Genomic DNA, 11,963 nt, shown 5'->3' with positions numbered 1-11,963 from the left:
ATATGTCATCAACAGTGCTTAGAAATTTTGACACGTGGAAAAAGTTCTTGGGTGAACGCGTAGTTCAGGCTGAAAAAATGGGGATGAGTGAAGATACCATCTCTAAATTAGCTTATGAAATCGGCGACTTCCTAGATGAAAAAGTCGATCCGCAGAATCCTTCCAACCGAGCACTTAAGGAATTGTGGGAAGTTGGAAACAAAGAAGAACGGCAGACTGTTGCACGCTTAATGGTGAAATTAGCCAAGAAAAATGCATAATTCCATGAGAAAAGCCCCCATATGGGGGCTTTTCTACAATCATTACAGAGATGACCTTGCCTTTCATATTTATTTTATATATCATTAACATGACCCATGAATAGGTCGATATAAATATAGCCTCTTCCAAGATTGGGATTGGGGTCTGTTTTGTCGAGAATATGGGAAACGTGTTAGGTGAGGTGTTAAAAATGGAGTCGAAACAGTCGAAACAGTCGAATCAGTGGTATATGGAATATAAGATACATAAAAACAGACCAGGATTACTGGGAGACATTGCTTCTTTACTTGGGATGCTGGAAGTTAATATACTAACCATCAATGGTGTAGAAGGCGAAACACGAGGAATGCTTCTTGAAACAGATGATGAAGAGAAGATTCACCTCATGGGAGCTATGTTGAAAAAAGTCGATAATATAACCATTTCTGCTCTGCGACCTCCAAAACTTGTCGATCGATTGGCGGTGCGTCATGGAAGGTATATAGATCGAGATTCAGATGATCGTAAAACATTCCGATTCACCCGAGATGAACTGGGTTTACTTGTCGACTTTCTTGGTGAAATATTTAAAAGGGAAGGAAACCATGTCGTAGGGTTAAGAGGGATGCCACGTGTAGGTAAAACGGAGTCCATTATAGCCGGTAGTGTATGTGCGATGAAACGGTGGACATTCGTATCTTCAACATTGCTTCGTCAAACCATTCGAAGTCAGCTGTCTGAGGATGAAATGAATCCAAATCATGTTTTTATTATTGATGGGATTGTCAGTACAATAAGATCCAGTGAGAAACACTATAACTTATTACAGGATATTATGAGTATGCCTAGTACCAAAGTGATTGAACATCCGGATATTTTTGTTCAGGAATCTGAGTACTCCTTTGATGATTTCGATATCATTATTGAACTCAGAAATACGCCAGATGAAGAAATTGTATATGATTCATTTACGAATGCTTATACGGAAGATTTATGAACTCTAATCCCATAAAATCATAAGAATTAGGAGGTGATGGTATGTCTGAACTAGGTCAGCAATTAAAGGAAGCCAGACTCGAAAAGGGAATGAGCCTTGATGATGTACAGGAAATGACGAAAATTCGTAAGAGATATTTAGAAGCCATCGAGGCAGGTGACTATAAAGTTCTTCCAGGAAATTTCTATGTTCGAGCATTTATCAAGACTTATGCCGAGACGGTAGGTCTTAATCCTGATGAACTACTAGAAGGAGACAAGGAAGTTTCATTATCTCAGCCAGAAGCGACCATGGAACCGGTTATTCAGAAACGTTCAAGTAATCGACCGCCAACGGAACGCAATGTGAAATGGTTGTCTACCGTGTTAATGTGGACTTTTCCTATTCTAATCATTGTTGTTATTTATTTATATGTTTCTTCTTTAGATGGGAAAACAAGTGATAAAACCGTGGATTCTGATCAGAAAATAACGGGAGACATACAGGATCCCAAAAAAGAGCCAGTAAAGGAGCCTACAGGCAATGGTGGAGATGCTGTTACCCCTCCTGGTACCAATGGCGAGACTGAAACGGAACTACCGGTAGAGCCTCCAGTAGAAGTACCTCCTGTAGAAGAGCCTATTACTGTAACAGAGTCTGGTAAGAGTGGTAAAAACACTATTTTTAACGTATCAGGATCAGATACGACGAAAGTCCCAGTTGTGATCAAAGCAACTGGCGAGAGTTGGGTCGAGATTTATAGAGGAAGCAATTCTAAAGGTGAGAAACTTTACTTTGGTAAGACCAAAGACGGAGAGGTTTTAAATCTTGAAATGGACAACCAAGGAATGTATATTAAATCTGGATATTCTCCAGCTACTGAAATTATGGTTGCAGGACAGGTTGTAACGGATGGAAAGAGCACATCGAAAATTCTACTTAAACGTGAGACTACCAATCAGGGGTCTGATACAACGAGCTCAGACACAAATACAGAATCAACTACAGATACAAATACACAGACAAATACAAATACAGAATCAACACCGTAGAGTCGAATGTAGCGTTGGCGAATAAGGATCACTCTTAATGGAAATAATAAGGCTGAAATTCTAGGGTCTGAGTCTTCTTATTTCTAATGATGAGTGAGGTGGTGTTTGATATGACGGTGAACTGGATTGTGACTGGGTTGGGTGTTATAGTGAGTCTTCTCGGATATTATCTAACCCCAAACGCATGGGGTTATGGCATATTAGGCTTTGGCATTGCACATATTGTACTGGGGATTTTGGACATGTTTCGTCACCCGGCTAGTTCCCGATAACTTGGATGCTTCAAACAAAGGTATTCCTGTAATGAGGTATTTTCTCAAGGAGTACCTTTTGTGTTGGACATGGACTTCATTGGAAGAATCATATATTATGACAGTTAGTCAGTAGAGAGGACGTGGAATAATGAGTTCAGAAAGTTCTTTTGATATCGTATCCAAATTTGATTTAAATGAAATGAATAATGTCATTACCCAAGCAGAGAAAGAGATTGAGACTAGATTTGACTTCAAAGGGAGTAAGAGTAGTCTAAAGTTAGATAAAGATGCTCTTGTCATTATTTCAGATGATGAATTCAAGCTAAATGCGGTAATTGATATTTTACAGTCAAAGATGGTCAAACGAGGGCTAACACTTAAGAATGTAGAATACGGTAAGATCGAACCAGCTTCTTTGGGAACGGTGAGACAAAAATTGACCTTGAAACAAGGGATCGACCAAGATAATGCTAAAAAGATCAATGTACTAATACGTGATTCTAAATTAAAAGTGAAGAGTCAGATTCAAGGCGATCAAATTCGTGTGACTGGTAAGAGTAAAAATGATTTACAAGCGATCATGCAGCTTTTGCGCAAAGCAGAACTCTCTTTGGATCTTCAATTTACGAACGCCAAATAGTAGATGTTAATATGGCAGATTGTCAAGCTAACTGTTATAGGGATTGACAATCCGTCATGTGAATAATTATTCGGATATGTTAATTGGTGGGCGAGAGTGCCTTTTTGACACGGTTTAACCCATATATTATACTTATAAAGATTATTAGGGAATAATGGGTTATATCATTGGGGGAGCATGGAGAATGACAGAGAGAGTCCAGATAATGACATTAAGTTACGAGAAACTTTCAGTGGATTCAAAGTTGATACACAGGGAGGTTATCCTGTGAATTTACCCAATCGTATTACGATAGCTAGAATATTTCTAATTCCTGTTATGATGGTATTTTTGTTGGTTGATTTCAACTTTTATCCTAACCCGATCGTGTGGCATTCTTATCAATTGCCTTACAACCAGCTGATCGCTGTAATTATTTTTATTATTGCGGCTAGTACGGATGGAATTGATGGTTATCTTGCACGTAAGAATAATATGGTAACCAATCTAGGGAAATTGCTAGATCCCTTAGCGGACAAATTACTGGTAGCTGCCATTCTTATTTCTCTGGTAGAGATGGGTAAATGCGACAGTTGGATTGCAATTGTCATTATTAGTCGTGAGTTCGCTGTCACAGGGCTTCGACAGATTGCTTTGCTTGATGGTAAGGTAGTTGCTGCTAGCAGTTGGGGGAAAGTCAAAACCGTTATACAGATTGTGGCGATAATCGCTATGCTTATTAACAACTTCCCATTCGTTTTCATCAATATTCCGTTTGATATCATAGCTACTTGGGCTGCGGGACTGATTACGTTGTACTCTGGAGTTGACTATTTTATTAAGAATAAGTCATTGTTGAATTTATCTAGAAGTTAACATTTGGATCAAATAAGTGTTTTTAATGGGGCAGTAGGATATTTTCCTATTGTCTTTTCTTTCGAAATAGCGAGTACATAAAAGTAGGCATAACATCATTCGTTTCGGCTTTACTTGATTCAATATGAAGAGGAGGTTCTTAAGGATGAAGGCAGAGATCATTGCAGTAGGTACAGAATTGTTGTTGGGACAAATCGTGAATACAAATGCTCAATTTTTGTCAGTAGAATTAGCAACACTTGGAATTGATGTTTATTTCCAGACCGTCGTTGGTGATAATATGACCAGGCTTCAGGAGTCCATCCAATTGGCGAGTCAGCGCGCGGATATCATTTTATTAACAGGTGGTATTGGCCCGACACAAGATGATTTAACCAAGGATGCTCTTGCGGCCTTTTTAGGAAGGGAATTACATATTGATCGTCTTGCCATGGATCATGTCGCACAATTCTTTACGAAGCGCGACGTGCATATGACTGAGAATAATCGGCGTCAAGCCTTGGTGATTGATGGGAGTACACCCCTTCCTAACGCAACAGGTCTTGCAGTAGGTAACGCTCTTTCACATGAAGGTAAATACTACATCATTCTTCCTGGGCCACCGAAAGAAATGGCTCCGATGTTCCATGAACAGGCTAAGCCGTGGTTGTTGCAGCATGCACTTACGGATGAAATGCCGATTTATTCCACGATGTTAAAGTTTGCAGGTATTGGCGAATCTTTACTTGAGGACCGACTGTTGGATTTAATTCAGAATCAGAGTGATCCAACGATTGCACCTTATGCTAAAGAGGGCGAAGTCACAGTTCGCATCTCAACAAAGGCTCCTAGTGAACAAGAAGCGATGATTAAGCTTAATGCGTTAGAGAAACAGATTCAGTTATTACTTCCTGAACATATGTATGCTAATGGAGATATACCTATAGAGAAGGCTATTGTTGATCTGATGACTGATCAGGGGAAGACTTTAAGTGCCGCAGAAAGTTGTACCGGTGGACTATTGATGGAAAGAATCACATCAGTACCAGGTAGCGCGACTGTCTTCTTAGGGGGGATCGTGTGTTATTCTAATCAGATGAAAGAAAAGTTACTGAACGTACCTCATGACTTGCTTGAAGGAGACGATGCTCCAGGAGCTGTAAGTGCGGAAGTTGCACAAGTGCTTGCCGAACAAGTAAGGATGATTACGGATACTGATTTTGGGTTGGCAATTACTGGTGTTGCTGGTCCGGCTTATTCCGAGCGTAAGCCAGTAGGACTTGTATATATTGCCATTGCGGAGCGAGATAAGAAAACGGAAGTGTACGAGCTGAATTTAATTGGTAATCGAGAGACCATCCGGGTTCGTACGGTTAAAAGTCTGCTTTACCGTTTATGGCGAATAATCGCAAAGTGATAAGCTTTAAACACGATAGTTGAAGGATCAATATCAATCGTAGTATACTAATAATCATACGGAAGAACCGTAGCGAAATAGATATTTTGCTACGGTTCTTTTTCTATCCTATAGACCCGTGACAAAAGGGGAAGGGGAATAGATCACTCAAAAAAACGAATGTATGTTCGAAAAAATGCTTGGCAAACGTTTCGAAACAAGGTATCATTATATTATAAATATTGAAGGATGTGAGTCTATTGTCAGATCGTCGTGCAGCGCTGGATGTAGCGCTTCGTCAAATAGAGAAACAATTTGGTAAAGGTTCCATTATGAAGTTGGGTGAATCAACACACATGCAAGTGGAAGTTACTTCCAGTGGATCTTTGGCATTGGATATTGCATTGGGTGTAGGTGGATTTCCAAGAGGTCGTATCATTGAAGTCTATGGTCCTGAATCATCTGGTAAGACAACTGTAGCTCTACATGCAATCGCGGAAGCTCAGAAGGCCGGTGGAACAGCTGCTTTCATTGATGCTGAGCATGCATTGGATCCTAAATATGCTAGTAATTTGGGTGTTAATATTGATGAGTTGCTTCTGTCACAGCCGGATACTGGTGAACAAGCATTAGAGATCGCTGAAGCACTGGTACGTAGTGGTGCAGTTGATATTATTGTCATTGACTCGGTTGCTGCATTGGTACCAAAGGCAGAAATTGAAGGCGAGATGGGTGATTCCCACATGGGTTTACAAGCTCGTCTGATGTCTCAAGCTCTTCGGAAGCTATCAGGTGTTATTAGTAAATCTAAGACCACTGCGATTTTCATTAACCAGCTTCGCGAGAAGATCGGGGTTATGTTCGGTAATCCTGAGACAACTCCAGGTGGACGGGCCTTGAAGTTCTATGCCACGATGCGTTTGGATGTACGTAGAGTAGAGAGTATTAAGAACGGAAACGACATTGTAGGTAATCGTACGAAGATTAAAGTTGTAAAGAACAAAGTAGCGCCACCTTTCAAACAGGCTGACGTTGATATAATGTATGGTCTAGGTATTTCCAAAGAAGGCGGCATTGTTGATATTGGTACGGACATGGATATTATTAACAAGAGCGGTGCTTGGTACTCTTACGAAGGTGAACGTTTAGGCCAGGGTAGAGAGAACACGAAGCAATTCCTGAAGGATCATCCTGCAATCTCAGAAACCATTGAGAATAAGATTCGGGAAGCTAGCAATTTAACGAATACCTTTACTCCTCCAAGTGATTCAGAGAAAGAAAAAGATGAGTTGGAAGAGCAAGAATTGTTGGAAATGGAATAGATCTTATAACTATTGTGAATTGATTTTTCATTATATGAAGGACGCCCATATGCGGATCACAATGGGCGTCCTTTGTCTTGTACATATTCTTTGGGAATAAGTGAGGAAAGATAACGATGATAGAATTGAACGATGATCTACAAGAACAGGAAAGTAGCGCTATTTCTCAATTCCCCGAGGATCAAGAATTGATCATTACGGGGGTGGAACGTGAACCCAAACAAAAATATAGGTATCTAGTATCCTTTGGACAGCATGTTCTGTCGATTCACGAGGATATCATGATTAAGTACAGAATGATTAAGGGGAATAGCTTTTGGAAACAGGAGTTAGAGGGAATTGTACTATCTAATGAGAAACAACTGGGATATGTTCAAGCTCTCAAATACTTAGAGAGAAAGGCACGTACCTCTAAAGAGATACAGATTAGACTGAAAGAGAAAGAGACCTCACAGGAGGTCATTGAGGACGTGCTAGAGCGTTTAACTCGTGAAGGTTTAGTTAATGATGCGATGTATGCTCAGCAGTGGGCAGAACAGCGAATCACAAGTCAGCGTAAGGGTAAAGCTTGGATTAGACAAGAACTGAGACAAAAGGGTGTAGATAAATTACTGATTGCGGAAGCTCTTGATGGGGTGAGTCCAGATCAGGAATATGAGAGTGCGCTTATTATTGGAAGAAAGAAGTGGAATCAGACAAAAGGTGAGTTGTTAGATAAGAAAAGAAAGACAGGTTCTTACCTTATGCGACGCGGTTTCCCTGGTGAACAAGTAAGACGGGTACTGAACCAACTTATTAAAGAAGATGAACTACAGGATATAGATGATGATAATTTTGAGTATGAATAGTAAGAAAACAGGATATTAAGAGGGATTCCCTTGACAATATCTTTTCACAAATACTAAAATGAAATAGAATCTATATTCGTATAGGGAATCTTTTTCCTTCCAAAAGAGGTTCTTACTTATGAAAGATTTTGTCGAGCTATTCCTATGAATGAATTTATTGCCAGTGGTTGGCGGACATTGCACATGTGAATGTGCACAAATTATCTGTAATGATAACTGATTTGTAGTATGATGAGTAAGTAAAGAATAACAACTGTAGAAGATTCCAAGGATTTCTTGGAGGAACAAACGAGGAGGTGAAGAGGATGTTGAATACCTTGATTTGGGTCTTGATCGTTCTCTTCGTAGCCGTGATCTTTGGGTTCGCCGGTTATTTTATTCGCAAATCTATTGCAGAAGCTAAGATTTCCAGTGCTGAAGAAGCTGCCGTTCAAATCGTGGAGAGCGCGAAGAAGGAAGCAGAAGCAGTGAAGAAAGAAACGGTACTAGAAGCTAAGGATGAAGTCCATAGAATTCGGTCCGAGGCTGAAAAAGACACTCGTGAACGCCGGAATGAAATTCAACGGCAAGAACGTAGATTGCTGCAAAAAGAAGAGTCGCTGGATAAAAAAATGGAAGCGTTAGAACGTAAAGAAGAACAAGTGGCTAACAAAGAGAAACGAATTGAAGAAACCCAGCAACAAATTGATACAATTTATAAGAGCCAATTAACTGAGTTAGAACGAATTTCGAATTTGTCTACTGAGGATGCAAAAAGTATTATCTTAACCAATGTAGAACAAGAAGTTCGTCACGAAACTGCACAGATGATTAAAGACATTGAGCAACAAGCGAAGGAAGAAGCAGATAAGAAATCACGTGAAATTATTACATTGGCTATTCAACGTTGTGCAGCCGATCACGTTGCTGAAACGACAGTATCTGTCGTGACACTTCCAAATGAGGAAATGAAAGGGCGAATTATCGGACGAGAAGGTCGGAATATTCGTGCGCTTGAAACCCTTACAGGAATTGACCTTATTATCGATGATACGCCGGAAGCTGTTATTCTGTCAGGATTTGATCCAATTCGCCGTGAAATTGCTCGTACTGCACTAGAGAAATTGGTAGCTGATGGTCGAATTCATCCAGCACGTATTGAGGAAATGGTCGAGAAGTCCCGTAAAGAAGTTGATGAACGGATACGTGAGTACGGTGAGCAAGCTACCTTTGAGGTAGGTGTACATGGATTACATCCTGATCTAATTAAAATTATGGGTCGTTTGAAATTCCGTACAAGCTATGGTCAGAACGTTCTGAAGCACTCTATGGAGGTCGCTTATCTAACAGGATTGATGGCAGGAGAGCTTGGGGAAGACATTGTACTGGCTAAACGTGCAGGACTATTGCATGACATCGGTAAAGCGCTGGATCATGAAGTGGAAGGATCACACGTTGAAATTGGCGTGGAACTAGCGAAGAAATACAAGGAACATCCAGTAGTTCTTAACAGTATTGCTTCTCACCATGGAGATGTCGAAGCAACTTCGGTCATTGCTATGTTGGTGGGCGCAGCAGATGCATTGTCTGCTGCTAGACCAGGAGCGCGAAGAGAGACATTGGAGACTTACATTAAGCGCCTCGAGAAGTTGGAAGCGATCGCTGAATCATTTGAAGGTGTGGAGAAATCCTTTGCCATCCAAGCAGGACGTGAAGTTCGCGTAATGGTACATCCTGAGAAGATTGATGATGTTGAGTCGTTCCGTCTAGCACGTGACATTACGAAGATGATCGAGAATGAGCTGGATTATCCAGGACATATTAAAGTAACGGTCATCCGAGAAACTCGCGCGGTTGAGTACGCTAAATAATGTTAAATATGAAAAGTGGCCACATTGGGGCCACTTTTCATATTGTTTATATTGAAGGAGGAGAACGGAAATTAACGTTTTATTTATTGGAGATATTGTTGGAGAAGTTGGAAGAAAAGCACTTAAAGCTATGTTGCCCGTTTTGAAATCGAAATATAACCCACACATCATAATTGCGAATGGTGAGAATTCAGCTGCTGGACGAGGAATTACAGAGTCCATTGCGAATGATTTCTATAATTGGGGTGTCCATGGGATTACCATGGGTAATCATACGTGGGATAATAAAGATATATTTGAATTTATAGATGACGAACCACGAATGATTCGGCCAGCTAACTTTCCACCGGGGACGCCTGGTCTTGGGCATACCGTTATTAAAGCGAATGGTAAAGAACTTGCGATTGTTAATTTACAAGGGCGTACTTTTCTTCCTCCGAGTGACTGTCCGTTTCGTAAAAGTGATGAAATTATCGAAGAATTGCGTAAGAAACATAAGTGCATCTTGGTTGATTTCCATGCTGAGGCGACTTCCGAGAAAATATGTATGGGCTGGCATTTAGATGGACGAGTATCTCTTGTCGTGGGAACCCACACGCATGTTCAGAGTAACGATGATCGAATCTTGCCGGGTGGTACGGCATATTTAACGGATGCAGGTATGGTTGGACCTAGAGACGGTGCTTTAGGTATGGAAAGAGAAGCAGTCATTCATAAGTTTGAGACCCAATTACCGGTACGTTTCGTTGTAGATACAGGGAAATGGCACTTCCATGGTGTATTTGTCCAAATTGATGAGGAAACGGGTAAGGCTACAAAAATAGAGAAAATTCGCTTGGAAGAAGACGAGTGGATCATGGAATAACACATGGAATAACAAAAATAAGGTATTTTTTCTCCTCTGCGGAAATAACATCTAGTATGTGGATGTGAACCATCATCATTCCCAGGGGAGGATCAACCTATGGATGTATTAAAAGTTTCAGCTAAGTCCAATCCTAATTCGGTTGCTGGTGCGCTTGCTGGTGTTCTGCGTGAACGCGGCGTTGCTGAATTGCAAGCGATTGGAGCCGGTGCTTTGAACCAAGCCGTAAAAGCAGTAGCTATTGCCCGGGGATTTGTTGCACCTAGCGGAGTCGATTTAATCTGTATTCCAGCTTTTACGGATATTGTGATTGATGGGGAAGATCGTACGGCGATTAAATTAATTGTTGAGCCTAGATGATAAGCGTTATTCATATGTTGTGTACCTGTTTACTTTTACAAAAGGTGGAACTTACCCTTAGGGCGTAGTTTTATCTTTGACCAAGGTAACAGGTTTTTTTGAAATATAAGAAAATTTAAGAGTCACTGGATACGCAACATCTTATTATTCCGAGGAGACGGCAAACCGGCCCGTAAGGGATGGTTTAGACGTTTCTTCTTGCATGGCTATATCATGCTAAGGGAGTTGAAGCATACATGAGACGTGTGGTGGATTTTCATTGTGATGTGCTCTGTAAAATGACGGAAAATACCACGATGTCTTTTTTAAATGACAATAGACTAGACGTCACGTATGAACGATTACACCAAGGCGGGGTTATTCTCCAGTGTTTCGCTATTTACTTGTCAGAGAGGTGGGGGCAACCTCGATTTGAATATATATTGAACGGCATTGATGTCTTTCGTAATCGGGTTATCCCTGTCGGAGATGGTGTGGAATGGCTTCGGTGGAAAGATGAAGTCAATCAGATTAGCAATGGGAAACCTTGGGGCATGTTGTCGATTGAGGGTGCAGATGGGCTAGAGGGGAATATGTTTTATGTGAGGACGGCGTATGAGTTAGGCGTACGATTCTTGGGATTAACGTGGAATTATGCGAATTGGGCTGCGGACGGTGTGCTTGAGCCAAGAAATGGTGGGTTTACGAAGAAAGGAAGGCAACTTGTTGAGTTGTGTAATGATATCGGGATGTTGTTGGATGTATCCCATTTGTCTCAAGAAGGTTTCTGGGAATTAGTTGAGATGACCAAGAGGCCATTTATTGCATCGCATTCAAATGCTTATGCCATATGTTCACATGCTCGAAATTTGAGCGATAAACAAATTCAAGCGATTGTGGCAATTGATGGTAGAATTGGCACAACCTTTGTGCCTATGTTTGTTAAGGCAGGAGCGAGCGTAATAACGCCGCGTGATCTAATACCTCACATTGAACATATGTGTGAGCTTGGAGCTGAGAAACACCTGATGTTCGGTTCTGATTTCGATGGGATTGAGTCTTGGATTGAAGATTTAGAGCATCCAGGGAAGTACCCGAAATTAGCTGAACTATTACTACAATATTATTCGGAAAAGCAAGTGAACTCATGGTTGTCTGGGAATGCATTAAGTTATTTGGAGACAAATCTACCAAGAAGGCTAGCTATCAATAATTGAAGGATTGAATAAATTGATTTTATAAGTAAACAATATGGCAATCATGTAACAGAACTCAAATAATGTCGAATGAGGTAGCCTAATATTGTGGGATGCCTTTTTATTTTGAACAAAAAGGTTGTATAATGGA

Annotated in this window: 13 protein-coding genes; all 13 read left to right on the top strand. The window is 40.7% G+C overall.

What is annotated here, in order from left to right; all coding sequences use genetic code 11:
* Nucleotides 1–2: 2 nt before the first annotated feature.
* The 13 genes from BW961_RS13130 (at nucleotide 3) to BW961_RS13075 (ending at nucleotide 11,833) form a co-directional block, all read left to right on the top strand.
* Entirely contained in the window at nucleotides 3–260 is a 258-nt protein-coding gene (locus tag BW961_RS13130; protein ID WP_068580283.1) for a DUF3243 domain-containing protein, read from the top strand.
* A 191-nt stretch (nucleotides 261–451) separates the two neighbouring features.
* The gene (locus tag BW961_RS13125) at nucleotides 452–1,237 is read left to right on the top strand and encodes a DUF3388 domain-containing protein (protein WP_068580281.1); all 786 of its coding nucleotides are present in this window, start codon (nucleotides 452–454) and stop codon (nucleotides 1,235–1,237) included.
* 41 nt (nucleotides 1,238–1,278) lie between these two features.
* Nucleotides 1,279–2,268: a RodZ domain-containing protein gene (locus tag BW961_RS13120; RefSeq protein ID WP_068580279.1), complete on the top strand. Its 990-nt coding sequence runs from the start codon at nucleotides 1,279–1,281 to the stop codon at nucleotides 2,266–2,268.
* 110 nt (nucleotides 2,269–2,378) lie between these two features.
* Nucleotides 2,379–2,540: a hypothetical protein gene (locus BW961_RS30525; RefSeq protein WP_169810250.1), complete on the top strand. Its 162-nt coding sequence runs from the start codon at nucleotides 2,379–2,381 to the stop codon at nucleotides 2,538–2,540.
* A 130-nt stretch (nucleotides 2,541–2,670) separates the two neighbouring features.
* Nucleotides 2,671–3,162, top strand: coding sequence for a YajQ family cyclic di-GMP-binding protein (locus tag BW961_RS13115; protein ID WP_068580276.1), 492 nt, complete (start codon nucleotides 2,671–2,673; stop codon nucleotides 3,160–3,162).
* Between the two features lie 267 nt (nucleotides 3,163–3,429).
* Complete coding sequence (pgsA, locus tag BW961_RS13110) at nucleotides 3,430–4,017, top strand: CDP-diacylglycerol--glycerol-3-phosphate 3-phosphatidyltransferase (protein WP_068580573.1); 588 nt, start codon at nucleotides 3,430–3,432, stop codon at nucleotides 4,015–4,017.
* Between the two features lie 145 nt (nucleotides 4,018–4,162).
* On the top strand, nucleotides 4,163–5,413 hold the full coding sequence (locus BW961_RS13105; RefSeq protein ID WP_068580274.1) for a competence/damage-inducible protein A: 1,251 nt from the start codon (nucleotides 4,163–4,165) through the stop codon (nucleotides 5,411–5,413).
* Between the two features lie 239 nt (nucleotides 5,414–5,652).
* Complete coding sequence (gene recA, locus BW961_RS13100; RefSeq protein WP_068580272.1) at nucleotides 5,653–6,714, top strand: recombinase RecA; 1,062 nt, start codon at nucleotides 5,653–5,655, stop codon at nucleotides 6,712–6,714.
* Nucleotides 6,715–6,830: 116 nt separating this feature from the next.
* Entirely contained in the window at nucleotides 6,831–7,562 is a 732-nt protein-coding gene (locus BW961_RS13095) for a regulatory protein RecX (protein ID WP_068580270.1), read from the top strand.
* Between the two features lie 305 nt (nucleotides 7,563–7,867).
* Nucleotides 7,868–9,412, top strand: a complete 1,545-nt coding sequence (gene rny, locus BW961_RS13090) for a ribonuclease Y (protein ID WP_139331637.1) — start codon at nucleotides 7,868–7,870, stop codon at nucleotides 9,410–9,412.
* Nucleotides 9,413–9,482: 70 nt separating this feature from the next.
* Nucleotides 9,483–10,277, top strand: coding sequence for a TIGR00282 family metallophosphoesterase (locus tag BW961_RS13085; RefSeq protein ID WP_068580269.1), 795 nt, complete (start codon nucleotides 9,483–9,485; stop codon nucleotides 10,275–10,277).
* 99 nt (nucleotides 10,278–10,376) lie between these two features.
* Complete coding sequence (locus BW961_RS13080; protein WP_068534754.1) at nucleotides 10,377–10,637, top strand: stage V sporulation protein S; 261 nt, start codon at nucleotides 10,377–10,379, stop codon at nucleotides 10,635–10,637.
* A gap of 236 nt (nucleotides 10,638–10,873) precedes the next feature.
* Nucleotides 10,874–11,833: a dipeptidase gene (locus BW961_RS13075; RefSeq protein WP_068580267.1), complete on the top strand. Its 960-nt coding sequence runs from the start codon at nucleotides 10,874–10,876 to the stop codon at nucleotides 11,831–11,833.
* Nucleotides 11,834–11,963: the final 130 nt, after the last annotated feature.

It is taken from the genome of Paenibacillus macquariensis, assembly GCF_900156375.1.
GTDB classification, from domain to species: Bacteria; Bacillota; Bacilli; order Paenibacillales; family Paenibacillaceae; genus Paenibacillus_AQ; species Paenibacillus_AQ macquariensis.
This window is presented reverse-complemented; position numbering and strand designations above follow the sequence as displayed.

Excerpts from the sequence above, each read along its gene's own strand:
- BW961_RS13075 (WP_068580267.1), top strand. The coding sequence starts at position 10,874 with ATGAGACGTGTGGTGGATTTTCATTGTGATGTGCTCTGTAAAATGACG.
- BW961_RS13115 (WP_068580276.1), top strand. The coding sequence starts at position 2,671 with ATGAGTTCAGAAAGTTCTTTTGATATCGTATCCAAATTTGATTTAAAT.
- BW961_RS13125 (WP_068580281.1), top strand. The coding sequence starts at position 452 with ATGGAGTCGAAACAGTCGAAACAGTCGAATCAGTGGTATATGGAATAT.
- BW961_RS30525 (WP_169810250.1), top strand. The coding sequence starts at position 2,379 with ATGACGGTGAACTGGATTGTGACTGGGTTGGGTGTTATAGTGAGTCTT.
- BW961_RS13080 (WP_068534754.1), top strand. The coding sequence starts at position 10,377 with ATGGATGTATTAAAAGTTTCAGCTAAGTCCAATCCTAATTCGGTTGCT.
- rny (WP_139331637.1), top strand. The coding sequence starts at position 7,868 with ATGTTGAATACCTTGATTTGGGTCTTGATCGTTCTCTTCGTAGCCGTG.
- BW961_RS13095 (WP_068580270.1), top strand. The coding sequence starts at position 6,831 with ATGATAGAATTGAACGATGATCTACAAGAACAGGAAAGTAGCGCTATT.
- BW961_RS13130 (WP_068580283.1), top strand. The coding sequence starts at position 3 with ATGTCATCAACAGTGCTTAGAAATTTTGACACGTGGAAAAAGTTCTTG.
- BW961_RS13105 (WP_068580274.1), top strand. The coding sequence starts at position 4,163 with ATGAAGGCAGAGATCATTGCAGTAGGTACAGAATTGTTGTTGGGACAA.
- BW961_RS13120 (WP_068580279.1), top strand. The coding sequence starts at position 1,279 with ATGTCTGAACTAGGTCAGCAATTAAAGGAAGCCAGACTCGAAAAGGGA.